This is a genomic window from Pseudonocardia sp. DR1-2 (assembly GCF_023717215.1).
Lineage (GTDB): Bacteria > Actinomycetota > Actinomycetes > Mycobacteriales > Pseudonocardiaceae > Pseudonocardia > Pseudonocardia alni.
The window spans coordinates 316,475-340,344 of sequence record NZ_JAMQOF010000001.1 but is presented as its reverse complement, the minus strand read 5'-3'; the positions used below and the strand labels follow the sequence as shown (position 1 = coordinate 340,344).

General features: G+C 74.2%; 23 protein-coding genes. 12 read left to right on the top strand and 11 right to left on the bottom strand.

Annotation, left to right across the window (positions count from 1 at the left end):
- Positions 1-44: 44 nt before the first annotated feature.
- Positions 45-1,472: an ergothioneine biosynthesis glutamate--cysteine ligase EgtA gene (egtA, locus tag ND486_RS01565; protein WP_251782411.1), complete on the bottom strand. Its 1,428-nt coding sequence runs from the start codon at positions 1,470-1,472 to the stop codon at positions 45-47.
- A gap of 123 nt (positions 1,473-1,595) precedes the next feature.
- Between egtA and ND486_RS01560 the strand changes: the two genes are divergently transcribed.
- The 3 genes from ND486_RS01560 to ND486_RS01550 are packed head-to-tail and all read left to right on the top strand — an operon-like array spanning position 1,596 to position 3,823.
- A complete protein-coding gene (locus ND486_RS01560) occupies positions 1,596-2,168 on the top strand; it encodes a TetR/AcrR family transcriptional regulator (RefSeq protein ID WP_226357288.1) in 573 nt (190 codons plus the stop codon).
- 27 nt (positions 2,169-2,195) lie between these two features.
- A complete protein-coding gene (locus ND486_RS01555; protein ID WP_251782410.1) occupies positions 2,196-3,200 on the top strand; it encodes a dihydroxyacetone kinase subunit DhaK in 1,005 nt (334 codons plus the stop codon).
- A complete protein-coding gene (locus tag ND486_RS01550) occupies positions 3,197-3,823 on the top strand; it encodes a DAK2 domain-containing protein (RefSeq protein WP_251782409.1) in 627 nt (208 codons plus the stop codon). The genes ND486_RS01555 and ND486_RS01550 overlap by 4 nt, the downstream gene beginning before the upstream one ends.
- Positions 3,824-3,845: 22 nt before the next feature.
- Here ND486_RS01550 and ND486_RS01545 read toward each other — a convergent pair whose 3' ends face one another.
- From ND486_RS01545 to ND486_RS01535, 3 genes are all read right to left on the bottom strand, one after another.
- Positions 3,846-5,738 carry an ABC transporter ATP-binding protein gene (locus ND486_RS01545; protein ID WP_374231360.1) on the bottom strand — a complete coding sequence of 631 codons (1,893 nt, stop codon included), beginning with the start codon at positions 5,736-5,738 and terminating at the stop codon, positions 3,846-3,848.
- Positions 5,739-5,903: 165 nt separating this feature from the next.
- Positions 5,904-6,113, bottom strand: coding sequence for a helix-turn-helix domain-containing protein (locus ND486_RS01540; RefSeq protein ID WP_010240451.1), 210 nt, complete (start codon positions 6,111-6,113; stop codon positions 5,904-5,906).
- A gap of 303 nt (positions 6,114-6,416) precedes the next feature.
- Positions 6,417-8,039, bottom strand: coding sequence for an ABC-F family ATP-binding cassette domain-containing protein (locus ND486_RS01535; RefSeq protein WP_062395368.1), 1,623 nt, complete (start codon positions 8,037-8,039; stop codon positions 6,417-6,419).
- 152 nt (positions 8,040-8,191) lie between these two features.
- Between ND486_RS01535 and ND486_RS01530 the strand changes: the two genes are divergently transcribed.
- From ND486_RS01530 to ND486_RS01510, 5 genes are all read left to right on the top strand, one after another.
- Positions 8,192-8,983, top strand: a complete 792-nt coding sequence (locus tag ND486_RS01530; protein WP_208824405.1) for an SDR family oxidoreductase — start codon at positions 8,192-8,194, stop codon at positions 8,981-8,983.
- A gap of 56 nt (positions 8,984-9,039) precedes the next feature.
- Positions 9,040-10,287, top strand: a complete 1,248-nt coding sequence (locus ND486_RS01525) for a lycopene cyclase family protein (protein ID WP_251782408.1) — start codon at positions 9,040-9,042, stop codon at positions 10,285-10,287.
- A gap of 109 nt (positions 10,288-10,396) precedes the next feature.
- Positions 10,397-10,846: a universal stress protein gene (locus tag ND486_RS01520; protein WP_179762678.1), complete on the top strand. Its 450-nt coding sequence runs from the start codon at positions 10,397-10,399 to the stop codon at positions 10,844-10,846.
- Between the two features lie 4 nt (positions 10,847-10,850).
- On the top strand, positions 10,851-11,894 hold the full coding sequence (locus tag ND486_RS01515) for an adenylate/guanylate cyclase domain-containing protein (RefSeq protein ID WP_251782407.1): 1,044 nt from the start codon (positions 10,851-10,853) through the stop codon (positions 11,892-11,894).
- A 42-nt stretch (positions 11,895-11,936) separates the two neighbouring features.
- Positions 11,937-12,764, top strand: a complete 828-nt coding sequence (locus ND486_RS01510; RefSeq protein ID WP_251782406.1) for an arylamine N-acetyltransferase — start codon at positions 11,937-11,939, stop codon at positions 12,762-12,764.
- Positions 12,765-12,824: 60 nt separating this feature from the next.
- Here ND486_RS01510 and ND486_RS01505 read toward each other — a convergent pair whose 3' ends face one another.
- The 7 genes from ND486_RS01505 to ND486_RS01475 are packed head-to-tail and all read right to left on the bottom strand — an operon-like array spanning position 12,825 to position 19,276.
- Positions 12,825-13,238: a metal-sulfur cluster assembly factor gene (locus ND486_RS01505; RefSeq protein WP_020624271.1), complete on the bottom strand. Its 414-nt coding sequence runs from the start codon at positions 13,236-13,238 to the stop codon at positions 12,825-12,827.
- Positions 13,235-13,699: a Fe-S cluster assembly sulfur transfer protein SufU gene (gene sufU / locus ND486_RS01500; RefSeq protein ID WP_062395379.1), complete on the bottom strand. Its 465-nt coding sequence runs from the start codon at positions 13,697-13,699 to the stop codon at positions 13,235-13,237. The genes ND486_RS01505 and sufU overlap by 4 nt, the downstream gene beginning before the upstream one ends.
- Position 13,700: 1 nt before the next feature.
- A complete protein-coding gene (locus tag ND486_RS01495; RefSeq protein ID WP_062395382.1) occupies positions 13,701-15,005 on the bottom strand; it encodes a cysteine desulfurase in 1,305 nt (434 codons plus the stop codon).
- Positions 15,006-15,007: 2 nt separating this feature from the next.
- On the bottom strand, positions 15,008-15,793 hold the full coding sequence (sufC, locus tag ND486_RS01490; protein ID WP_251782405.1) for a Fe-S cluster assembly ATPase SufC: 786 nt from the start codon (positions 15,791-15,793) through the stop codon (positions 15,008-15,010).
- Positions 15,794-15,847: 54 nt separating this feature from the next.
- Positions 15,848-17,038 (bottom strand): Fe-S cluster assembly protein SufD, encoded by a 1,191-nt coding sequence (gene sufD, locus ND486_RS01485; protein ID WP_251782404.1) that lies wholly within the window; start codon positions 17,036-17,038, stop codon positions 15,848-15,850.
- A complete protein-coding gene (gene sufB / locus ND486_RS01480) occupies positions 17,035-18,471 on the bottom strand; it encodes a Fe-S cluster assembly protein SufB (protein ID WP_062395386.1) in 1,437 nt (478 codons plus the stop codon). Before sufB ends, sufD begins: the two co-directional genes overlap by 4 nt.
- On the bottom strand, positions 18,455-19,276 hold the full coding sequence (locus ND486_RS01475) for a transcriptional regulator (protein ID WP_251782980.1): 822 nt from the start codon (positions 19,274-19,276) through the stop codon (positions 18,455-18,457). The genes sufB and ND486_RS01475 overlap by 17 nt, the downstream gene beginning before the upstream one ends.
- Positions 19,277-19,477: 201 nt before the next feature.
- On the opposite strand from ND486_RS01475, the gene mptB reads away from it, so the two are divergent.
- From mptB to ND486_RS01455, 4 genes are read left to right on the top strand one after another with little or no spacing between them, the layout of a single operon-like run.
- A complete protein-coding gene (gene mptB, locus ND486_RS01470; protein ID WP_251782403.1) occupies positions 19,478-21,136 on the top strand; it encodes a polyprenol phosphomannose-dependent alpha 1,6 mannosyltransferase MptB in 1,659 nt (552 codons plus the stop codon).
- Positions 21,133-22,044: an ABC transporter ATP-binding protein gene (locus ND486_RS01465; protein ID WP_251782402.1), complete on the top strand. Its 912-nt coding sequence runs from the start codon at positions 21,133-21,135 to the stop codon at positions 22,042-22,044. Before mptB ends, ND486_RS01465 begins: the two co-directional genes overlap by 4 nt.
- On the top strand, positions 22,041-22,820 hold the full coding sequence (locus tag ND486_RS01460) for an ABC transporter permease (protein WP_073574729.1): 780 nt from the start codon (positions 22,041-22,043) through the stop codon (positions 22,818-22,820). The genes ND486_RS01465 and ND486_RS01460 overlap by 4 nt, the downstream gene beginning before the upstream one ends.
- 15 nt (positions 22,821-22,835) lie before the next feature.
- Positions 22,836-23,822: a heme A synthase gene (locus tag ND486_RS01455; protein ID WP_374231359.1), complete on the top strand. Its 987-nt coding sequence runs from the start codon at positions 22,836-22,838 to the stop codon at positions 23,820-23,822.
- The last annotated feature ends 48 nt before the right edge of the window (positions 23,823-23,870 follow it).

Genomic DNA, 23,870 nt, shown 5'->3' with positions numbered 1-23,870 from the left:
CGCGGGGCCGGTCAGCGGTCCGGCGGGAACGGCGGGATCGGCGGTCATGCCACGTCCTCCTGGGCAGCCTGGTCGGCGGTGTCGACGGCGGACCGGCCGGGTTCTCGACCGGTCGCCTCTCGTGCGGCGGGCGCGCCGGGCAGGGCGGAACCCAGATGGAGCCCCGGCGGGAACGGATCGGCGGTCGGGCCCGCACCCTGCTCGGCGGGGTCGGTGTCATCGGCGGGGCAGCGCCCCTGCAGCACGCGCCGCTCGGTGACCTCGCGCAGCCGGGCCGGCACCGGGCCCGGCGCGGTGGTCAGCGGATGGTCCGCGGCGGCCAGTACGTCGCAGGCCAGCGGGAACAGGCCGGCGGCCGCCGCGGCCAGACCCGGGTGGTCCAGCCCGTGGCGGGCGGCGGCGACCCACTCGTCGCGGACCGGCTCGCACAGCTCCCGGGCCCGGTCGACGACCGCACCGGAGGAGGTGAGCGCCAGCAGCACCGCGGTCGGCAGCGCCCAGTCGTCGCCGGCCTGACCGTCGACGTAGCGCACCTCGAGGTGGCCGTGCGGGCGGACCGGCGGGAAGAGGGTCGAGACGTGGTAGTCGAGGTCGGCCAGTGTCGGGGGCCGGTCGAGGACCCCGGCGCGGGCGCGGCCGGACACCCAGTCGGCGAAGGTGACCCCGGCCGGCACCGACCAGGTCCCGGTGCCGCGCACGCACAGCAGCGGGGTGGTGACCACCCGGCGGGCCCAGGCGGCGGCCGGGTCGGTCCCGGGCGTCGCGGTGGGCGGCGGCGCGGTCCGTGCGGGGTCGAGGCTGAGCCAGCACGCCTGCCGGGAGGACTTCCAGCCGGTCCGGCGGCCGTGCTGCACCGGCGAGTTCGCGAACGCTGCGAGCAGCACCGGGCCCAGCTCGTGCAGGACCGCCCAGCGGTCGGCGATCCCGGCGGCCGGGCCGGCGTCCAGGCTGACCTGGACCGCGGCCGTGGAGCACATCCCGCTGCGTCCGTGCGGGCCGACGCCGTCGAACACGCACTCCATGGCCGCGTAGCGCGGCAGGTCCAGCAGCCGCCGGGCGGGCCGGACCGGGTCGGCGGCGCGGTCGTGCGGGCGCAGGCCGTGCTCGGCGAGCAGAGTGTGGAGGTGGGCCGAGTCGGCGCCGAGGGCGCCGAGGAGGGCCTCGAGCGAGTCAGCGGGAGCGCTGGAGATCTCGATCTGGCCGCCCGGCTCGACGGTCACGGTGCCGCCCGCGGGGAGCGGGGCCGCGTGCGAGGCGGGGTCCAGGGAGGCCGGGCAGTGCGGGCCGAGCGCGGCACGCACGGCGTCGAGGTCGACCGGGTCGGCCGGTCGACCGGGTCGGTGGAGCATCCATTCGATCTCGACACCGGCCAGGGTCGGGGGGCCGTGTTTGAAGCAGACCGAGGCCACGTAGGCCTCGGCCTCCCCCACGCTGCGGAGCACACCGTCGGTGCTCTGGTCGTCCAGGGTCACCACGTCGACGCTACCCCCGCCGTGTGACACCCGCACGCGATGAAATCATGGTCGTCGGCACCGCCGGTGACCGGCGACACGACCGTCCCCACATGCAGGACAAGCGTACGGAATACTGGGGGCATGCCCCGCGTCAGCACCGACCAGCTCGCCGCACGCCGGCAGCAGATCCTCACCGGTGCCCGGACCTGCTTCGCCGACCACGGCTACGAGGGCGCCACCGTCCGGCGGCTCGAGGAGTACACCGGGCTGTCCCGTGGCGCGATCTTCCACTACTTCCGGGACAAGGAGGCGCTGTTCCTGGCCCTGGCCGAGCAGGACGCCACCCGGATGGCCGACGTCGTCGCCGAGCAGGGCCTGGTGCAGGTCATGCGCGACCTGCTGCGCGGCGGCTCGGACCGCAGCTGGCTGGGCACCCGCCTGGAGGTCTCCCGACGGCTGCGCACCGAGCCGGAGTTCCGGGCCCGCTGGCAGGAGCACTCCGGCGCGCTGACCGCCGCGACCCGGGCCCGGCTGGAACGCCAGGCCGCGGCCGGCGCGCTGCGCGACGACGTGCCGGTGCCGGTGCTCGCCCAGTACCTGGAGCTGGTGCTGGAGGGGCTGGTCTCGCACCTGGCGATGGGGCTGCCCGCCGACGACCTCGGCCCGGTGCTCGACCTCGTGGAGAACGCCGTCCGCGCGCCGTTGATGCGCTGACCGCCCCCGGCCAGCATGATCGGCGCCATGCCGTTCCCCTTCCACCCGGCGGGCGACGACCCCGTCCCGGCCGCCGTCCGCGGGTTCGCCCGGGCCCACCCCGACCTCGTCGCGCTGCACGAGGACCCGATCCACCTCCTCGCGCGCCACCGGGCTCCCGGCAGGCGGGTCGGGCTGGTCTCCGGCGGGGGTTCCGGCCACGAGCCGCTGCACGCCGGGTTCCTCGGCCGCGGGATGCTCGACGCCGTCGCCCCCGGGCCGGTGTTCACCTCCCCGCACAACAAGGCCGTGCTGTACGCGTCCCGGGCCGCGGCGGGCCCGGACGGGGTGATCCACATCGTCAAGAACTACACCGGCGACCGGATCAACTTCGGCATCGCCGCGGAGCGGCTGCGGATGGAGGGCGTCGACGTCGCCCGCGTCCTCGTCGACGACGACCTGGCCACCGACGGGCTCGACACCGCGACCGGGCGGCGCGGGACCGCGGCGACCGTCGTCGTCGAGAAGATCCTCGGCGCCGCCGCGGACACCGGCGCCGGGCTGGCCGAGCTCGCGACGCTCGGTGCGGACGTCGCCGCCGCCTCGCGCAGCCTCGCCGTCGCCTCCCGCGCGCAGACCTCGATGCGCACCGGGGAGCCCGCGTTCGCCCTCGACGGTCAGCTCGACTACGGCGTCGGCATCCACGGCGAGCGGGCCCGGCACTCGGTCGACCGGCCGCCCACCGAGGAGCTCGTCGACCGGATGCTCGACGAGGTCGTCGCGGGCCTGCCCGACGGCCCCGACCAGGTCGTCCTGGTCGTCAACGGCATGGGGGGCACGGCACTGCTGGAGCTCTACGTGCTCGCCGAGCTGGCCGCCGCCGGGCTGGAGGCGCGCGGACTGGAGCGGGTGGGCCTGCTCGTCGGCACGTTCGTCCCCGCCCTGGACATGGCCGGGTTCTCGCTCACCCTGACCCGGATGCGCCCGGAGTGGACGGCCCTGTGGACCGCGCCGGCGCAGACGGCCGCCTTCCCCCGGACGGAGACCTCATGACCGGCCACCCCCTCGACCAGGACGCCGTGCTGGCCCGCTTCGCCCGGGCCGTCGAGGACGGCCACGGCGTGCTCACCGACCTCGACCAGCACTCCGGCGACGGCGACTACGGCGACAACCTGCGCGCCGGGGTCCGGCTGGCCGTCGCGTCGGCCGGGCGCGGACCACAGCGCGGGTTCGGCGCGCTCGGCGAGGTCTTCCTCGACGAGGTCGGCGGCACCAGCGGCCCGCTGCTGGGCCTGCTGTTCTCCGAGATCGCCCGCGCGCTGTCCTACGGCTCGGCCGACGCGGCCGCGTTCGCCGCGGGTGCCCGGGCCGGGCTGACCGCGATCCAGCGGGTCGGCGAGGCCGAGGTGGGCGACCGGACGATGGTCGACGCGCTGGCCCCGGCCGTGACCGCGCTCGACCGTTCGGGGTACGCCGCCGCGGCGGCCGCGGCCCTCGACGGCGCCGAGCGGACCGCGGAGCTCGCGGCCCGGCACGGCCGCGCGTCCTACGTCGGCGAGCGCGCGAAGGGCGCGCCGGACCCCGGCGCGGTCGGCGTCGCGCTGCTGTTCGCCGCCGTCGCCGCGGTGGCCGAGCCCGGTGCCGAGGTGGCGGACCCGCTGGCGGGCCGGGCCTGAGCGCCGGGCCCGCCGGCGTGGCTCAGCCCGCGGTCGTCGCCGCCGGGAGGAACTGGGTCCGGTAGAGCGTGGCGTAGCGGCCGTCGGCGGCCAGCAGCTCGTCGTGGGTGCCGGACTCGACGACCTGCCCGCCCTCCAGCACCGCGATCCGGTCGGCCGCCCGCACGGTGGACAGCCGGTGCGCGATGACGATCGCGGTCCGCCCGACCAGCGCCTCGGCCAACGCCTCCTGCACCGCGGCCTCGGACTCGGAGTCGAGGTGCGCGGTGGCCTCGTCGAGGATCACCACCCGCGGGCGGGCCAGCAGCAGCCGGGCGATGGTCAGGCGCTGGCGCTCACCGCCGGACAGACGGTAGCCGCGCTCCCCCACCACCGTGTCGAGGCCGTCGGGCAGCGTGTCGAGCAGGTCGCCGAGCCGGGCGCGGCGCAGTGCGTCGACCATCTCGTCGTCGGTGGCGTCGGGCGAGGCGTAGCGCAGGTTGCCGGCGATGGTGTCGTGGAACAGGTGGCCGTCCTGGGTGACCATCCCGACGGCGCCGCGCAGCGTGGCGAACGACAGGTCCCGCACGTCCACCCCGGACAGCTCCACCGCGCCGGCGTCGACGTCGTAGAGACGGGGGACCAGCGAGGCGAGCGTGGACTTCCCGGCCCCGGACGACCCGACCAGGGCCAGCAGCCCGCCACCGTGGACGTGCAGGTCGACGCCGTGCAGCACCTCGGTGTTGACCCGCTGGTCGAGCACGGCGACCTCCTCCAGCGAGGCCAGGGAGACGTCGGTGGCGCTGGGGTAGGTGAACCGGACCCCGCGCAGGGTGACGTCGACGGGGCCGTCGGGCAGCGCGGCCGGGTCGGGCCGCTCGGTCAGCATCGGGCGCAGGTCGAGCACCTCGAAGACCCGCTCGAAGGCGACCAGCGCGGTCATCACGTCGACGCGGGCGTTGGCCAGCGCCGTCATCGGGGTGTAGAGCCGGGTCAGCAGCAGCCCGAGCGCGACGACGGTGCCCGCCGGGATCGCCCCGGTCACCGCGAGGTAGCCGCCGAGGCCGTAGATCATCGCCTGGGCCAGTGCCGACACCAGCTGCAGCGCGGTGACGAACAACCGCGACACCATCGCCGACCGGACACCGATGTCGCGCACCCGCGACACCTGGCCACGGAAGACGGCGGCCTCGGAGTCGGGGTCGCCGAACAGCTTCACCAGGGTGGCGCCGGGCGCGGAGAAGCGCTCGGTCATCTGGTTGCCCATGGTGGCGTTGAGCTCGGCGGCCTCGCGGCGCAGCTCCGCGAGCCAGGTCCCCATCCGCCGGGCCGGGAGCACGAACACCGGCAGCAGCAGCATCGCCAGCACGGTGACCTGCCAGGCCAGACCGATCATGACCGCGATGGCCAGCACGAGCTGGATGCTGTTGGACAGCACCGTGGACAGGGTGCCGGTGATGGCGGTCTGGGCGCCGATCACGTCGTTGTTGAGCCTGCTGACCAGCGCCCCGGTCCGGGTGCGGGAGAAGAAGGCCAGCGGCATCGACTGGACGTGGCGGAACACCGCCACCCGCAGGTCCTCGATGAGTCCCTCGCCGAGCCGCGCGGAGAACCAGCGGCCGGCGAGCCCGACCACCGCCTCCAGGACGGCCATCCCGGCGATCGCCCCGGCGATCACCATCACGACGCGGGCGGCGTCGGGCAGGTCGTTCGCGGCGACGATCGTGTTGACCACGCGCCCGGCCAGCACCGGCGTCGCGACGCCGATCACGGCGGTGACGGTGGTCAGGGCCAGGTAGGACAGCAGCCAGCGGCGGTAGGGCCGGACGAAGCCCCAGATCCGGGGCCAGGTACCCCGCGCGATGGAGCCACGGCGGATGGACGTCGAGTCCGCCCCCCGGATGACCCCGCGCATCAGGGTGAGCGGGCGATCCAACGGTGTTCCCCTTCGCCGGTGGTGGACGGCGAGGGTTCACGTTACGGCGCGTTCGGCGGGCGGGCGCGGTGATCCCGCGCGGGGCGCCCCACGACACACCCCGGACGCACGACGACGCCGCCCCGGGCTCGCTGCTCGACCCGGTCGGCGGCGCCGACGAGAGGACTACTTCTTCTTGGTACGGGTGGCGCCGCCGCGCCCGCGCAGCGTCACACCCGTCTCGGACAGGACCCGGTGGACGAAGCCGTACGACCGCCCGGTCTGCTCGGCCAGCGAACGGATGCTGGCGCCCTTCTCGTACTTCTTCTTCAGGTCGGCAGCGAGTTTGCCCCGCTGCGTCCCGGTGATCCGGGCGCCCTTCTTCAGCTCGGCCATCGGCCCTCCTCATCCCCTCCGCGGATGCCCCCGCGGACCGCCGCATCTGGCGCGACGATCAGGCCATGATGATCCAGTTGACGATTTATGACCAGAACGCGGAAAACGCGATCGGCGAACGGTTACCCCGAACGGCGCAGCACCGCGGGTACCGTTCGGAATCGTCATCCGTCGGGCAGCGCAGTCGATTACCCCGTCGGAACGGGTCGTGCACGATTCCGGGGGCCGCACGCGGGACGGCCGAGACACGTCCGATGATCTTGGTGGTCCGGTCGGGTGATCACCGCTGCGTGCGGTGACCGGTCACGCGAGCTGGACCAGTTCCAGGTAGTCGGCCGACCAGTGGTCCTCGGTGCCGTCGGGCAGGACGATCACCCGGTCCGGCTCCAGCGCCTCGACCGCACCCGGGTCGTGGGTGACGAGCACGACGGCACCCTCGAAGCGGCGCAGCGCGTCGAGCACCTGCTCGCGGCTGGCCGGGTCCAGGTTGTTCGTCGGCTCGTCGAGCAGCAGCACGTTCGCCGCCGAGGACACCAGACCGGCCAGGGCGAGCCGGGTCCGCTCACCGCCGGACAGCGTCCCGGCGGGCTGCTGGAGCTGCTCCCCCGAGAACATGAACGACCCGAGCAGGGTCCGGAGCTGCTGCTCGGCGGCGTCCGGGCTGGCGTGACGGATGTTGTCCCAGACCGAGGCGTCCATGTCGAGCGTGTCGTGCTCCTGGGCGAAGTAGCCCCGTCGCAGCCCGTGGCCGGGCACGACCCCGCCGGAGTCGGACTCCTCGGTGCCGGCCAGGATCCGCAGCAGCGTGGTCTTTCCGGCGCCGTTGAAGCCCAGCACCACGACCTTCGACCCGCGGTCCACCGCGAGGTCCACCCCGGTGAACACCTCCAGCGACCCGTAGGCCTTGGACAGGTTCTCCGCGGTGAGCGGGGTGCGCCCGCAGGGCGCCGGGGTCGGGAACCGGATGTGCGCGACGCGGTCGGCCTGACGCTCGTCGTCGAGTCCGGCGAGCAGGGCGTCGGCCCGGCGGGCCATGTTCTTGGCGGCGACGGCCTTGGTGGCCTTCGCCCCCATCTTGGCGGCCTGGACGTGCAGTGCGGACGCCTTCTTCTCGGCGTTGGCCCGCTCGCGGCGACGACGCTTCTCGTCGGTGGAGCGCGCCTCCAGGTAGCGCTTCCAGTCCATGTTGTACTGGTCGGCCTCGCCGCGGGTCGCGTCGAGGAACCAGACCTTGTTCACCACCGCGGCCAGCAGGTCGGTGTCGTGACTGATGACGACCAGACCGCCCTCGTGCTGCTGCAGGAACCCGCGCAGCCAGGTGATCGAGTCGGCGTCGAGGTGGTTGGTGGGCTCGTCGAGCAGCAGCGTGGTCGCCGACTGCGACCCGCCGTCGGAGGCGGCGAACAGGATCCGGGCCAGCTCCACGCGCCGGCGCTGACCGCCCGAGAGCGTGCGCATCGGCTGGGCCAGCACCCGCTCGGGCAGCCCCAGGTGGGTGCAGATCCGCGCGGCCTCGGACTCCGCGGCGTAGCCGCCGAGGGCGGAGAACCGCTCCTCGAGCCGCCCGTACTCGCGCACCGCCTTGTCGTTCGCGGCCGGGTCGGCCAGCTCGGCCATCGCCGTCTGCGCCTTCTCCATCTTCGCCAGCAGCACGTCCAGGCCGCGGGCCGAGAGCACCCGGTCCTTGGCCGTGACCGACAGGTCGCCCTCGCGCGGGTCCTGCGGCAGGTAGCCGACCGGGGAGTTCGCGCTCCGCTGCCCGGAGTACGGCTCGCCCTCGCCGGCCAGCACCCGCATCGAGGTGGTCTTGCCGGCGCCGTTGCGCCCGACCAGACCGATCCGGTCGCCGGGCTGCACCCGCAGGGTGGCACCGGAGAGCAGGATGCGGGATCCGGCGCGCAGTTCGAGGTCGGTCGTGGTGATCACGTGGAGGAGCTCCAGACGGAGGACGAGGAGTGACGCTGAGAGGACCGGGGTGCGGGCACGGCGGTGCCCGGGTGCGCCGGTCTACTCGATCAGGATCACGCGTCCACAGTACCGGCCGGGTCCACCGGATTCCCCACGTAGGGTCGGGCCCCATGACCGATCTCACCTCCCTGGCCGGTCGGGCGGCACTGGTCACCGGCGCCTCGCGGGGCATCGGGTACGGCGTCGCCGCCGCGCTGCTGGCGCGCGGCGCGTCGGTGACGATCACCGGCCGGCGCGCCCCGGAGCTCGACGCGGCGGCGGCGGAGCTCGCGGCGGGCGCGGGGGTCGGTACCGGCCGGGTGCTCGCCGTCGCCGGCAACGTCGGGGACGCGGCGCACCGGGCCGCCGCGGCGGAGGCGACGGTGGCCGCGTTCGGCTCGCTGGACGTGCTGGTCAACAACGCCGGGATCAACCCCCAGCACGGGCCGCTGGTCGAGGCCGACCTCGACGCCGTCCGCAGGATCCTCGACGTCAACGTGGTCGCCGCGCTCGGGTTCGTCCAGCAGGCGCACCGGGTGTGGATGGGCGCGCACGGCGGCGCCGTCGTCAACGTCGCCTCGGTCGCGGCGTTGCGGCCCACCGGCGTCATCGGGGCCTACGGCGCGTCGAAGGCCGCGCTGCTCACCCTGACCGAGGAGCTGGCCGGCCAGCTCGGCCCCGGTGTCCGGGTCAACGCCGTCGCCCCCGCCGTGGTGCGGACGAGGTTCGCCGAGGCGCTCTACGCCCACGACGAGGCGTCCGTCGTCGCGGGCTACCCGCTGGGGCGCCTCGGCGAGCCCGCGGACGTCGCCGAGGCGGTGGCGTTCCTCGTCTCCGACGCCGCGTCCTGGGTCACCGGGGCCACCCTGCGGATCGACGGCGGCAGCCTGTCCGCCGGCCGGCACCGGCCGGGCCCGCGATGACGGGGACGAGGAGCGGGACGGCGTCGTCGAGCCGGTCGGGTGCCCCCGGAACGACGGTGGCCGACGTGCTGGTGCTCGGTGGTGGTCCGGCCGGGCGGGCGCTCGCGGCGGCGTGCGCGGAGGCCGGGCTGCGCACCACGCTCGCCGACCCCGCCCCGGAGCGGGCGTGGACGGCCACCTACTGCGCGTGGCCCGAGGAGCTCCCCCCGCACCTGCCCGCGGCGATGGTCGCGACCCGGCCGGAGGCGGTGGCCGTGCTGCCCGGCGGTGGCACCCGCGCGCTGGGCCCGTACGCCGTGCTCGACACCGCCGGGCTGCGCGCCCACCTCGACACCCGGCTCGCCGGGGTCACGGTGCTGCCCGGGCGCGCCGCCGCCGGCGACGTCCGGCCCGACGGGCACCGGTACCGGGTGCGGCTGCATCCTCCGGGCGGCCGGGGCGGGAGCGGCGGCCCCGGTGACGGCGGCGCCCCGCGGGACGACACGGCACGCGTCGTCGACGCCGCCCTGGTCGTCGACGCCACCGGGGCACCGTCGCGGCTGCGCCCCGGCCCGGCGGGCGGGACCGAGCAGACCGCGTGGGGCGTCGTCGTCGACGAGCGGGTGGCCGCGCCGGTGGTGGGGCCCGGCGAGGCCGTCTTCATGGACTGGCGCTCCCCCGGCCCGCACCGCCCGGGGTGGACGGACTGGCCGACGTTCCTCTACGCCGTCCCCTACGGCGACGGCACCGTCCTGCTGGAGGAGACCTCCCTGGCACGACGGCCGGGGCTGGGGCTGCCCGAGCTGCGCGACCGGCTCGCGGCCCGGCTCGCCGGGGCGGGCGTCGCCGTGCCCGACTCCGCCCCCGTCGAGCGCGTCCGCTTCCCGGTCGACACCCCGCGCGGCCCACGGCACCCCGTCGGGTTCGGGGCGGCGACCCCGCTGGTGCACCCCGCGACCGGGTTCAGCGTCGCCCCCGCGCTCGGGCTGGCCCCGAAGCTGGCCGCCGAGCTGGCCCGGCACCTGCCGCACGACCCGGCCGCCGCGACGACGGCGGCCCGCCGGCTGCTCTGGCCCCGGTCGGCCCGCGCCGTGCACCGCCTGCGCCGCCACGGTCTGCGCACCGTGCTGGAGATGCCGCCGCGGCTGGTGCCGGACTTCTTCGACGCGTTCTTCGCCGGCCGCAGCGGTCGCGCGTTCCTCACCGGCCGCGACGACCTGACCGGCACCCTCGCCGGGATGGCCGGGGTGTTCCGAGCCGCTCCGCCACCCGTACGAGCGCACATGCTGCGATCGGCCGCCGCATTTCACTCGAAAGGGCGATGACGGAAGGGAGTCGGGACAAGTTGATCGGATACCACGTAGTAACGTCGTCGCACGCGGTGACGCCGGCCGCAGGACCGGCGACGCGCGACCGTTCCCCCGGGAGGCACCTGTGTCCGCATACAAGACCATCGTCGTCGGCACCGACGGCTCGTCGACGTCGTTCGCGGCCGTCGAGCGTGCGGCCGGGGTGGCCGCGGACAGCGGCGCGAAGCTGGTCATCGTCTCCGCCTACACCCCGGCCAGCCGGGAGGACACCTCGGCCGCGGAGGACGCGCTGAAGGACGAGGCCTTCCTCGTCACCGGCTGGACCCCCGCCGAGGAGGCGCTGCGCGAGGCCGCCGACCGGGCCGCCGCCGCCGGCGCGAAGGACGTCTCGACCTTCGCCGAGGACGGCGCGCCGGTCGACGTGCTCCGCAAGGCGGTCAAGGAGCACAGCGCCGACCTGCTCGTGATCGGCAACCGCGGTCTGAACACCTTCTCCGGGCGGCTGCTCGGCTCGGTGCCCGCCGACGCGACCCGCCGTGCCGGCGTGGACGTGCTCGTCGTGCACACCACGTGATCGCGTGACGTCCGAGCCCGGACCGCCCCGTCCGCTGCCCGACCCCGCCTCGATCGACTGGAGCGAGATCGACGGCGGGGCGCTGGACGAGTTCATCCTGGGCGCGCCCCGCGAGTTCACCCGCGACGAGCTGGTGGAGGCCGCGGGGCTCGACCCGGAGGAGTCGGGGCGGCTCTGGCGGGCGCTGGGGTTCGCGGACTCCGACCCGGAGGACCGCGTCTACACCCGCGCCGACCTGGAGGCGGCCAGCACCGTCGCCCGCCTCACCCGGGACTGGCTGCCCGACAAGAACGCCCGCGAGGCTGTCGCCCGCGCGGTCGCGCAGTCGCTGTCGCGACTGGCCGAGTGGCAGATCGGCATGCTCGCCCAGGTCGCCGCCGCACACATCGGCGGCGAGCTGACCCCGCGCGACGCGGCCCGGCTCGCCGCCGACGTGCTGCCCGAGCTGGAGTCGCTGCAGTCCTACGTGTGGCGCCGCCACCTCGCGGCGACCGCGTCGCGCTGGGTCGCGGGGGCGCAGCGGATGGACGCCGCGGACATCGCGGCCGACACCTGGCCGCTGTCGGTCGGGTTCGCCGACATGGTCGGCTTCACCCGCACCACCCGCCGCCGTTCGATGGACGAGCTCGGCGAGATGATCGAGCGGTTCGGCTCGGTGACGACCGAGGTCATCGCGAACGGCCGGGGCCGGGTGATCAAGACCGTCGGCGACGAGGTCCTCTACGTCACCGAACACCCCGCCGACGCCGCCGCCATCGCGCTCGGCCTGCGCGACCGGGTCCGGACCGAGCCGGCGCTGCCGCAGCTGCGGATCGGCCTCGCCCACGGCATGGTGCTGGCCCGCTACGGCGACGTCTACGGCGAGGTCGTCAACGTCGCGGCCCGGCTCACCTCCGAGGCCCGCCCGGACACGGTGCTGGTCGACAAGGAGATGTTCGAGTCGCTGCGCGACGACCCGCGCTTCGACCTGCGGCGGATCGCGACACTGCACACCCGCGGCTACTCCCACCTGCGGGCGTGGGCGCTGCGCGGCGCCCGCGAACGCTGATCCTTGACCTGAACCCGGGTCGAGGTGACAGCCTCGGGCACCATGACGAGCACGGTGACCACCTCCGCCGACGCGTACCTCGACCTCCTCGGGGTCGACCGGGCGACACCGGACCGAGCGCTGCTCGACCGGGTCGTGACCGCGCACAACGCGACCATCCCGTTCGAGAACCTCGACCCGTTCACCGGTGTCGAGCCGCCGACCACCTCCGACGGCGTCGCGGCGAAGCTGGTCCACGGCCGGCGCGGCGGCTGGTGCTTCGAGCACAACCGCCTGCTGTACGACGTGCTGGGCGCGGTGGGGTACCAGGTCACCCCGCTCGTCGGCCGGGTCCGCCTCGGGCTGGCCCCGGCGGACCCGCCGACGTCGCGCACCCACCGGCTCACCCTCGTCGACACCACGGAGGGCCGCTTCACCGTCGACGCCGGGTTCGGCTCGACGGTGCCGACCACCGCGCTGCGGCTCGTCGCCGGGCTGGAGCAGCCGACCCCGCAGGCGACCTACCGCTACGCCCGCGACGACCACGGTGCCTGGGTCCTGCAGCGGCGCGGCAGCGGTGACTGGGCCGACCAGTACGTCTTCGACCTGGTCCCCGCCCCGGACGTCGACTTCGCGATGGGCTCCTGGTACCTGACCCACCACCCGGCCTCGCACTTCCGGACCGGGCTCGTCGCCGCGCGCACCACCCCGGAGCACCGGACCACCCTCGACGGGACCCGGCTCACCGTGCGCACCGCCGACGGCGACGTGGCGCGGCACGACCTCACCTCCCCCGCCCGGGTCCGGGACGCGCTGGAGGAGCACCTCGGTGTCGACACCGGCGCCGTCGCGGGGCTGGAGGACCGGCTGCGGGAGGTCTACTTCCCGTGAGACGACGACGGGCCGGACCCCCTGGTGGGGATCCGGCCCGTCGGGGGCGGTGCGGGGTCGTCAGACCCGGAAGCCGAGGGCCCGCAGCTGCTCGCGGCCGTCCTCGGTGATCTTCTCGGGGCCCCACGGCGGCATCCAGACCCAGTTGATCCGGACGTCGTCGACGAGGCCGCCGTCGGGACCGGCGGTGAGCGCGGAGCGGGTCTGCTCCTCGATCACGTCGGTCAGCGGGCAGGCCGCCGAGGTCAGCGTCATGTCGATGACGGCGGTCCCGCCGTCCCGGTCGATGCCGTAGACGAGGCCGAGGTCGACGACGTTGATGCCCAGCTCGGGGTCGACGACGTCCTTCATCGCCTCCTCCAGGGCCTCGAGGGTCGCGCCGTCACCGGCGTCGGCCCGGGCGGGCGGCTCGGGCATGCCCGCCGCGCCGCGCACCACGTCCTCGGAGGTGCTCTGTTCGGTGGTCTCGCTCATGCCGGACTCCCCTCGGAGTTCTCGATGCGGGCGTCGGTGCGGCTCACCGCGTCCTTGAATGCCATCCAGCCCAGGAGAGCACACTTGACCCGCGCCGGGTACTTGGCGACGCCGGCGAAGGCCACGCCGTCGCCGATGACGTCCTCGTCGGGCTCGACCCTGCCGCGTCCCTGGGCCATCTCCTGGAACGACGCCATGATCTTCCACGCCTCGCCGACCGGCTTGCCAGCGACGAGGTCGTGCAGCACCGACACCGACGCCTGGCTGATCGAACAGCCCAACGTCTCGTAGGACACGTCGGTGACCACGTCCCCGTCGACCTTGACCCGCAGCGTGACCTCGTCCCCGCAGGTGGGGTTCACGTGGTGGGTCTCGGCGTCGTAGGGCTCGCGCAGACCGGCACCGTGCGGGTCGCGGTAGTGGTCCAGGATGATCTCCTGGTACATCTGCTGGAGCTGCACGTCACACCGTCCCGAAGAACGTCTGGGCGGCGCGCACCCCGTCGGCCAGCGCGGTGACCTCGTCCAGGGTGTTGTACACCGCGAACGACGCCCGGGCGCTGGCCACGATGCCGAAGCGCCGGTGCAGCGGCCAGGCGCAGTGGTGACCCACGCGGATGGCGACACCGGCGTCGTCGAGCACCTGGGACAGGTCGTGGGCGTGGATGCCGTCCACGACGAACGACACCGCTCCCCCGCGCAGCTCCGCCCCGGGCGGGCCGACGATGCGCAGCCCGTCGATCGCCGACAGCTGCTCGAGCGCGGCCGCGGTCAGCGACGCCTCGTGCGCGGCGACGGTGTCCATCCCGATCGCCCCGAGGTAGTCGACCGCGGCGCCGAGGCCGACGGCCTGCGACGTCATCGGCACCCCGGCCTCGAACTTCTGCGGCGGCGGCGCCCAGGTCGCGCCCTCCATCCGGACGGTCTCGATCATCGAGCCACCGGTGAGGAACGGCGGGAGCGCCTCGAGGAGCTCCCGGCGGCCGTAGAGGACGCCGACCCCGGAGGGCCCGAGCATCTTGTGCCCGGAGAAGACCGCGAAGTCCACCCCGAGCCGGTGCAGGTCGACCGGCATGTGCGGCACCGACTGGCAGGCGTCGAGCACGGTCAGCGCGCCGACCGCGGCGGCCCGCTCCACCAGCTGCGCGACCGGCGCGACGGCGCCGGTGACGTTCGACTGGTGGGTGAACGCCACGACCCGCGTCCGGTCGGTGAGCTCGAGCGAGTCGAGGTCGATCCGGCCGTCGTCGGTGACGGAGTACCAGCGCAGGGTCGCGCCGGTCCGCCGGCACAGCTCCTGCCACGGGATGAGGTTCGCGTGGTGCTCCAGCTCGGTGACGACGACCTCGTCACCGGGGCCGAGCGCGAACCGTTCGGAGGCGGCGTCGAGCCCGGTCCGGACCGAGGCGTTGCCCAGGCCGTAGGCGACCAGGTTGATGCCCTCGGTCGCGTTCTTGACGAACACGACCTCGTCGTCGTTCGCACCGACGAACGCCGCGATGCGTGCCCGAGCGGACTCGTAGGCGTCGGTGGCCTCCTCGGCGAGCTGGTGCGCGCCCCGGTGGACGGCCGCGTTGTGCCGCTCCAGGAACGTGCGCTCGGCGTCGAGCACCTGGCGCGGCCGCTGGGAGGTCGCACCGGAGTCGAGGTAGACCAGCGGCTTCTCCTCGCGCACGGTGCGCGCGAGGATCGGGAAGTCCGCCCGGATCCGGGCCACGGCGTCGGCGTCGAGGCCGGCCGTGGTCCCGGTTCCGTGGGTGAGGGTCATGGTCAGGCCAGTGCCTTCTGGTCCGCCGCCGCCTTGTCGGCCTGGGTGAACCGGACGTAGCCGTTCTTCTCCAGCTCGTCGGCCAGCTCGGGGCCGCCGGACTCGACGACACGGCCGCCGGAGAACACGTGCACGCGGTCCGGCTTGATGTGGTTCAGGATCCGCGTGTAGTGCGTGATCAGCAGGACGCCGGTCTCGCCGCTCGACCGGTACCGGTTCACGCCCTCGGACACGACGCGCAGGGCGTCGACGTCGAGGCCGGAGTCGGTCTCGTCGAGCACGGCGAACTTCGGGTTCAGCAGCTCGAGCTGGAGCACCTCGTGGCGCTTCTTCTCACCGCCGGAGAAGCCCTCGTTGACCGAGCGGTCGGCGAACTCCGGGGAGATGTCGAGGCCGGCCATGGCCTCCTTGACCTCCTTGACCCAGGTCCGCAGCTTCGGCGCCTCGCCGCGGGTGGCGGTGGCCGCCGAGCGCAGGAAGTTCGCCATCGACACGCCCGGGACCTCGACCGGGTACTGCATGGCCAGGAACAGCCCGGCCCGCGCCCGCTCGTCGACCGACATCTCCAGGACGTTCTCGCCGTCCAGCAGCACCTCGCCACCGGTGACGGTGTACTTCGGGTGCCCGGCGATGGCGTAGGCCAGCGTGGACTTGCCGGAGCCGTTCGGCCCCATGATCGCGTGCGTCTCGCCCGCGCGGACGGTGAGGTTCACACCGCGCAGGATCTCCTTGGGGCCGTCCTCGGTCTCGACCGAGGCGTGCAGGTCCTTGATCTCCAGAGTGGACATCGGTGGTGGTCGCTCCGTATTCGGGAAGTGTGCGGAATCGGTGCCGAGCTGCGCTCAGACGCCGGTGAGCGCGAGCTCGGCCTCGACGGCCGCCTCGAGGCGCTCCTTGAGCTCCGGCAGCGTGATCTTGTTCAGGACCTCGCCGAAGAACCCGCGGACGACCAGGCGACGCGCCTGGTCCTCGGGGATGCCGCGGCTGCGCAGGTAGAACAGCTGCTCGTCGTCGAACCGGCCGGTGGCGCTGGCGTGGCCCGCGCTCACGATCTCGCCGGTCTCGATCTCCAGGTTGGGCACGGAGTCGGCGCGGCAGTGCTCGGTGAGCACCAGGTTCCGGTTGAACTCGAAGGTCTCGGTGTTCTCGGCGGCGGCCCGGATCAGCACGTCGCCGATCCACACCACGTGCGAGGAGTCCTTCGTCAGGCTCTGCAGCGCGTTCTTGTAGAGCACGTTGGACTTGCAGTTCGGCACCGCGTGATCCACCAGCAGCCGCTGCTCGAGGTGCTGGCCGGCGTCGGTGAAGCCGAGCCCGACGAGCTCGGCGTCGCCGCCGGGGCCGGCGTAGCGCACGGTCGAGGAGACCCGGACCAGGTCGCCGCCCAGCTGGACCGTGGTGGCCCGCAGGGTGGCGTCGCGCCCGATCGAGTAGTGCTCGGCGCCCACGTGCACGGCGTCGTCGGCCCACTCCTCGGTCACGACCAGCGTGAGCTGCGAGCCGTCGCCCAGGACGACCTCGGTGTTGTCGGCCAGCACGCCCGACCCCCGGTGCACCACGACGACCGTGGCCTGCGTGTGCGGGGTGGTGCGGATGTGCAGGTGGCCGGCCGCCGTGACGCCCTCGCCGGGGCCGTCCACGGTGACGGTCACCGGGTCGAGCTTCTCCCCGTCCAGGGTGACCAGGGTGGCCTCGCCGAACCCGGACCAGGCCGCGGCGGCGACCCGGTCGAACGGGACACCGCCCTCGCCGATCCGGGCGTCGTCGCGGCCGACCTTCTCGACGGTCACCCCGACGGCCTCGGTGACCGAGACCGGCGCGGTGCCCTCGAACGCGGCACTGCCGTCGTGCAGGCCCTTGAGCCGGCGCAGCGGGGTGAACCGCCAGTTCTCCTCGCGGCCACCGGGGACCTCGAACGCCTCCACGTCGAAGGACTGGAAGCGCTCGCCGGCCGAGGCGATCGGGACCTCGCCCTGCCCCTCCTTGGCGCCCTTCAGCTCGGGCGCGAGGCCGGCAACGTCACTCGTCGTCATCCGACGGAACCCTCCATCTGCAGTTCGATCAGCCGGTTCAGCTCCAGCGCGTACTCCATCGGCAGCTCGCGCGCGATGGGCTCGACGAACCCGCGCACGACCATGGCCATGGCCTCGTCCTCGGTCAGACCGCGGCTCATCAGGTAGAAGAGCTGGTCGTCCGAGACCTTGGAGACGGTGGCCTCGTGCCCCATCGACACGTCGTCGTTGCGGATGTCGACGTAGGGGTAGGTGTCCGAGCGCGAGATCGTGTCGACCAGCAGCGCGTCGCACTTCACCGTCGAGCGGGAGTTGCGCGCCCGCGGGTTGACCTGGATCAGGCCGCGGTAGGACGTACGCCCGCCGCCGCGCGCCACCGACTTCGACACGATCGTCGAGGAGGTGTTGGGCGCGAGGTGGACCATCTTGGCGCCGGCGTCCTGGTGCTGGCCCTCGCCCGCGAACGCGATCGAGAGGACCTCGCCCTTGGCGTGCTCGCCCATCAGCCACACGGCCGGGTACTTCATGGTCACCTTGGAGCCGAGGTTGCCGTCGACCCACTCCATGGTCGCGCCCTCCTCGGCCTTGGCGCGCTTGGTGACCAGGTTGTAGACGTTGTTCGACCAGTTCTGGATCGTGGTGTAGCGGCAGCGGCCGCCCTTCTTGACCACGATCTCGACGACGGCCGAGTGCAGCGAGTCGGTCTTGTAGATCGGCGCGGTGCAGCCCTCGACGTAGTGCACGTAGGCACCCTCGTCGACGATGATCAGCGTCCGCTCGAACTGGCCCATGTTCTCGGTGTTGATCCGGAAGTAGGCCTGCAGCGGGATGTCGACGTGCACGCCCGGCGGCACGTAGATGAACGAGCCACCGGACCAGACCGCGGAGTTCAGGGCGGAGAACTTGTTGTCACCGGACGGGATGACCGAGCCGAAGTACTCCCGGAACAGCTCCGGGTGCTCCTTCAGCGCGGTGTCGGTGTCCAGGAAGATGACGCCCTGCTGCTCGAGGTCCTCGCGGATCGAGTGGTAGACGACCTCGGACTCGTACTGCGCGGCGACACCGGAGACCAGGCGGGCCTTCTCGGCCTCCGGGATCCCCAGCTTGTCGTAGGTGTTCTTGATGTCCTCGGGCAGGTCGTCCCAGGTGGCGGCCTGCTTCTCCGAGGAGCGCACGAAGTACTTGATGTTGTCGAAGTCGATCCCGGACAGGTCGGAGCCCCAGCGCGGCATCGGCTTCTTGCCGAAGATGTCGAGCGCCTTCTGCCGGAACTCCAGCATCCACTCGGGCTCGCTCTTCAGGCGGGAGATGTCGGCGACGACCTCGGAGGACAGGCCACGCTTCGCGATGGAGCCCGCCTCGTCGGAGTCGGCCCAGCCGAAGTCGTACCGGCCGAGCGCCGCGATCGTCTCCTCCTGCGTGAGCTCGGTGCGCACATCAGGAGTGGTCGTCATAAGGACTGCCTCCCTTTCGGGGACCGTGGTGGGAGAGGGTCCCGCCGTCGACGGGGCCCCCTTCTTCTTGCACCTGCCGCACCTGCGCAGTGGGTCTTCCACTCACGGTGACGGAACGGCCTTGCTTCTTACCTCTCGCCCGCGCGAGGAGTTCGGGATCCTCGAGCGGGACGTGTGTGGTGCACGCGGCGTCGCCGCGGGCGATCGTGGCCAGCCGCTGCACGTGCGTACCCAGGAGCTCGGCGAAGGCACGCGTCTCGGCCTCGCAGAGCTCCGGGAACTCGGTGGCCACGTGGGCCACCGGGCAGTGGTGCTGGCACAGCTGCACCCCGAAGCCGCCGTGGCGGGCCTGCGCAGCGTAGCCACGGGCGCTGAGCACCCGGGCCAGCGCTTCGACCCGTTCCGCGGGCTCCGCCGGGGCGGTCACCGCATCGAGGTCGGACCCGAGCAGCTCGCGCACCCGGTGCCGGGCGAAGGCGTCGACCGCCTCCTCCCCCGCCGTCTCGGCGAGGAAGCGCAGTGCCTGGGTGGCCAGGTCGTCGTACCCGTGCCCGAACCGGACCCGGCCCGTGTCGGTGAGCAGGTACTCCCGGGCCGGACGGCCCCGGCCGCGCGGACGGGCGGACCGGGCCGGGGCCCGGACCTCCGCCTCGCCGTCGGCGATCAGCGCGTCGAGGTGCCGGCGCACGGCGGCCTCGGTGAGCTCCAGCTCGGCCGCCACGACGGCGGCCGTGACCGGACCCTGCTCCATGAGCACCCGCGCCACGAGGGCGCGGGTACCCGTCCCGGACCCGGCGGGCACCACGGCGTCGCCGCCGACGCCGTGCCCGCAGGCAGGGTCGTCGAGGCGCCGCGGCGCTGTCCGGTCCGTTTTCACAACATCAGTGTTGCGTATATGGCCCGGCACGGCAAAACAGACCCCCCGCCGTGGTGACCGGGCTCACTCCACCCGCAGGTGAGGGCCGGTACCGGACCCCCCGTGGCCGCACCACTAACCTCTTCTCCCATGGTGACGCCCGAGGTCGCCCCGCCCGGGCGCGACGACCCCCCGACGCGTGCGGCGCCGTCCGATCCCCCCGCCACACCACCGTCGACCGGCCACCGGGCCCGGCGCGGCCTGCGTGAGCAGGCCCGGATCGCGCGGATCCTCGGCCTGACCGGCGCCCTGCTGATGGGGATCAGCGCGCTGGGTTCCGGGGCGTTCCCGGTGCCGAACCCGCTCAACGGGCTGCGCGTGATCGGGCTGCCCTCGCGCAACGTCACCCTCGCGATCGCCGTCACCTACGCGGGCCTGCTCATGGTGGTCACGGCCTGGCTGTGGATCGCCCGGATGCTCACCACCCGCGGAGCGCACCACCCCGCGCCCGAGCGCCGCGAGCTCGGCCGCACCGCGATCCTGTGGGGGGTGCCGCTGGCGCTGGCGCCGCCGATGTTCTCCAAGGACATCTACAGCTACCTCGCCCAGAGTGCGACGCTCGCCCGCGGGATCGACCCGTACTCGATCGGTCCGGCGCAGGCGCTCGGCATCGACGACCCGCTGGTCCGCGGGATCCCCACGGTCTGGCGCGACACCCCGGCGCCCTACGGCCCGCTGTTCCTCGGCCTCGGCCGCGGGATCACCGCGCTGTCCGGGGAGAACGTGGTGCTCGGCATCCTCGAGCACCGGCTGCTCGCGCTGCTCGGCGTCGCGCTGATGGTGTGGGTGCTGCCCCGGCTGGCCTCCCGGTTCGACCTCGACGCCGGCCTGGTCCTGTGGCTCGGCGCGGCGAACCCGCTGGTGCTGTTCCACATGGTCAGCGGCATCCACAACGAGTCGATCATGCTGCCGCTGCTGCTGCTCGGGCTGTGGGTGATGCTCGGGCGCGACGACACGGTCCAGCCGTGGTGGCGGATCACCGGCGGTGCCGCGCTGGTCGTCGCCGCGGCCTCGGTGAAGCTCCCGGCGCTGCTCGCGCTCGGCTTCGTCGGCGTGTACCTGGTCCGCAGGCGCGGCGGCAGGCTCCTCGACTGGGCCGTGATGACGGCCTGGCTGTCCGCGATCGCCGCGGCCGTGCTCACCTTCTTCAGCCTGGCCACCGGGCTGGGGTTCAACTGGGTGCGCGGGCTGTCCGCACCCAGCGTGCTCATCTCGCCCATGTCGATCAGCACCAACCTGGGGCTGCTCGCCGGGCAGGTCGGCCGGCTCGCCGGGCTCGGCGACCACACCGAGACCACGATGGGCCTGATGCGCAGCCTGTTCGTGCTGCCGATCGCGGTGATCGTGGTCGTGCTGCTGCTCGGCTGCCTGCGCGGGAAGGTCGACCCGGTCACCGGCACGGGCCTCGGGCTCGGCGCCGTCGTGCTGCTCGGCCCGGTCGTGCACCCCTGGTACCTGTTCTGGGCGCTGCTGCCGCTGGTCGTGACCCGGGCGATGCCGTTCTACCGCCGCGGCCTGCTGCTGCTGTCGGTGGTGCTCGCGCTGGCCGTGCCGCCCACCGGCGCCGACTTCTTCTTCCGCGGGTTCCAGCTGCCGCTGGCCATCACCGCGGGCGCCGCCATGTACACCCTCGCGCTGTACGTGGTCGCCCGGCTGATCCGCTCCCCCGGCGGCGACACCGGCGACACCGGCGACACCGTGGCCCCCGGTGCCACCCGCGCGCCGTCGGACCCGGAGCCCGCCCGGTGAGCGCAGCCCTGGAGATCCGCGGCCTCGTCGTGCGCTACGGGGCCACGACCGCCGTCGACGGGATCGACCTCGACCTCGCCCGCGGCGAGGTGCTGGCCCTGCTCGGCCCGAACGGCGCCGGCAAGTCCTCGACCGTCGAGGTGTGCACCGGGTTCCGGGCACCCTCGGCCGGACGGGTGCGGGTCCTCGGCCACGACCCGGCCGACGATGCCGTCCGCCCCAGGGTGGGCGTCATGCCGCAGGGCGGCGGCGCCTACCCGGCCGTGCGGACCGGGGAGATGCTGCACCTGGTCGCGGACTGTGCCGCGCACCCGCTCGACGTCGACATGCTCCTCGACGTGCTCGGCCTGCGCCCGCGGGCGGGCACCCCGTACAAGCGGCTGTCCGGCGGGGAGCAGCAGCGCCTGGCGCTGGCCTGCGCCGTCGTCGGGCGCCCGGAGCTGGTGTTCCTCGACGAGCCGACCGCCGGTCTGGACCCGCAGGCCCGCCACCTGGTGTGGGACCTGGTCCGGGCGCTGCGCCGCGACGGCGTCGGGGTGCTGCTGACCACCCACCTGATGGACGAGGCCGAGCAGCTGGCCGACGACGTCGTGATCATCGACCACGGCCGGGTCGTCGCACACGGCTCGCCCGCCCAGCTCACCGCGGGCGACCAGACCGAGCTGCGGTTCCGGGCCCGGCCCGGGATGGACGTCGCCGGTCTCGACGCCCGGCTGCCCGCCGGCTACGCCAGCTGCGAGACCGCCCCCGGCCGCTACCGGGTCCGCGGCCGGATCGACCCGGGCGCACTCGCCGCCATCACCTCGTGGTGCGCCGACCAGGGCGTGCTCGCCGACGACGTCCAGGTCGTGCGCCGCAGCCTGGAGGACGTCTTCCTCGACCTCACCGGACGGGAGCTGCGCCCGTGACGACCCCCTTCCCCGAGGGCCTGTTCACCCCCGCCCCCGGCCGCGGCAACGCGCTGACCATGCTGCGGGCCCAGGGTGGGCTGGAGACCCGGCTCGCGCTGCGCAACGCCGAGCAGGTGCTGCTGACCCTGCTCATCCCGGCGGCCCTGCTCGCCGGGCTCACGCTCGTCCCGGCGGTGCCCGCCCCGGAGCCGCGGGTGGCGTGGCTGTTCGCCTCCATGCTGGCGCTGGCCGTGATGAGCTCGGCGTTCACCAGCCAGGCCATCGCGCTGGGCTTCGACCGCCGCTACGGCGCGCTGCGCAGGCTGGCCGCGACGGCGCTGCCCCGCTGGCTGCTGGTGTGCGGGCGGCTGGCCGCGGTGGCCGCCGTCGTCGTGATCCAGGTGGTGCTGCTCGGCGTGCTCGCGGCGCTGCTGGGGTGGTCCCCGGCCGGTGCCCGGCTCGACGGCGCCGCGCTGGCGGTGCTGCTGGGCGCGGCCGCGTTCGGGGCGCTGGGCATCCTGCTGGGCGGGACGCTGCGCGCGGAGATCGTGCTCGCCGTCGCCAACCTGGTGTGGTTCGCGCTGCTCCTGGCCGGGGGGATCGTCGTGCCGGTCGCGGACCTGCCCGGGCCGCTGGCGGCACTCGCGCCGTGGCTGCCCTCGGGCGCGCTGGCCGAGGCGCTGCGCTCGGCCCTCGGCGCGGGCGAGTTCCCCGCGGCCGGGCCGCTGCTGGTGCTGACCGGCTGGGCGGTCGTCGCCGGGGTGGCGGCGTCGCGGCTGGTGCGCTGGACCTGAGCCCCGTCTTCTACGATGCGTAGTGTGCTGCTGTCGCGCGTGCCCTCCACCCCGCCGGTGCTGATGCGCCGGCTGGCGATCGCGAACCTCGTCGCCCAGATCGGGATCGGGGTGACCGGCTCGGTGGTCCGGGTCACCGGCTCCGGCCTCGGCTGCTCGACCTGGCCGCAGTGCGAGCCGGGCAGCATGATCCCGGTCGACCACGCCGAGATCGCGCCGCTGCACATGTGGATCGAGTTCTCCAACCGACTGCTCGGCATCCTGGTGGTGCTCACCGCGGGCGCGGCGCTGCTCGGCGCGCTGTACACCCGGCCGCGGCGGCGCCGCCTCACCGGGCTGGCGCTGGCGATGCCACTCGGCGTCGTCGCGCAGGCCGTCATCGGCGGGATCACCGTGCTGCTCGGGCTGGCCTGGTGGACGGTGATGCTGCACTTCCTGGCCTCGATGGTGCTGGTCTGGTTCGCCGTGCTGCTCGTCGGCGCCGCCGGCGAGGCCGACGGCCCGGTGACCCGCACCGTGCCCGTCGCCGGGCGTGGGCTGGTGCTGTTCTCCACCGCCGTGCTGGGCGTCCTGCTCGTCGCGGGGACCCTGGTCACCGCGGCCGGCCCGCACGGCGGGGACCCGGAGACCCCGCGCCTGGACGTGCCGATCCCTGCGCTCGCGCAGCTGCACGTGGACACGCTGTTCCTCTACCTCGGCACCCTGGTCGGGCTCGGGTTCCTGCTGCACGCGGTGTCCGCTCCGCGGGCGCTGGTGCGCCGCTTCCGGGTGCTCGTCGTGGTCGTCCTCGCCCAGGGCGCGCTCGGCGGGGTCCAGTACGCCCTCGGGGTCCCGGAGCTGCTGGTGTCGCTGCACGTGCTCGGCGCCGGGCTGACCGCCGCCGCGGCCGCCTGGGTGTGGGCCGGTACCGCGACCCGCCCGGCCCCCGTCGACCCCCGCGCCACCCCGACCGGCGCCCCGGCGGGCACCGCCGCGCCCGAGCCCGCCGCCGCGTCGGTCTGAGTCGGTCCGACCGGCCGCTGCACGATCGGGTGACACTCGGGCACTCTG

Excerpts from the sequence above, each read along its gene's own strand:
- ND486_RS01560 (WP_226357288.1), top strand. The coding sequence starts at position 1,596 with ATGCCCCGCGTCAGCACCGACCAGCTCGCCGCACGCCGGCAGCAGATC.
- ND486_RS01555 (WP_251782410.1), top strand. The coding sequence starts at position 2,196 with ATGCCGTTCCCCTTCCACCCGGCGGGCGACGACCCCGTCCCGGCCGCC.
- ND486_RS01550 (WP_251782409.1), top strand. The coding sequence starts at position 3,197 with ATGACCGGCCACCCCCTCGACCAGGACGCCGTGCTGGCCCGCTTCGCC.
- ND486_RS01540 (WP_010240451.1), bottom strand. The coding sequence starts at position 6,113 with ATGGCCGAGCTGAAGAAGGGCGCCCGGATCACCGGGACGCAGCGGGGC.
- ND486_RS01530 (WP_208824405.1), top strand. The coding sequence starts at position 8,192 with ATGACCGATCTCACCTCCCTGGCCGGTCGGGCGGCACTGGTCACCGGC.
- ND486_RS01510 (WP_251782406.1), top strand. The coding sequence starts at position 11,937 with ATGACGAGCACGGTGACCACCTCCGCCGACGCGTACCTCGACCTCCTC.
- ND486_RS01505 (WP_020624271.1), bottom strand. The coding sequence starts at position 13,238 with ATGAGCGAGACCACCGAACAGAGCACCTCCGAGGACGTGGTGCGCGGC.
- ND486_RS01495 (WP_062395382.1), bottom strand. The coding sequence starts at position 15,005 with ATGACCCTCACCCACGGAACCGGGACCACGGCCGGCCTCGACGCCGAC.
- sufC (WP_251782405.1), bottom strand. The coding sequence starts at position 15,793 with ATGTCCACTCTGGAGATCAAGGACCTGCACGCCTCGGTCGAGACCGAG.
- sufD (WP_251782404.1), bottom strand. The coding sequence starts at position 17,038 with ATGACGACGAGTGACGTTGCCGGCCTCGCGCCCGAGCTGAAGGGCGCC.
- sufB (WP_062395386.1), bottom strand. The coding sequence starts at position 18,471 with ATGACGACCACTCCTGATGTGCGCACCGAGCTCACGCAGGAGGAGACG.
- mptB (WP_251782403.1), top strand. The coding sequence starts at position 19,478 with ATGGTGACGCCCGAGGTCGCCCCGCCCGGGCGCGACGACCCCCCGACG.
- ND486_RS01455 (WP_374231359.1), top strand. The coding sequence starts at position 22,836 with ATGCGTAGTGTGCTGCTGTCGCGCGTGCCCTCCACCCCGCCGGTGCTG.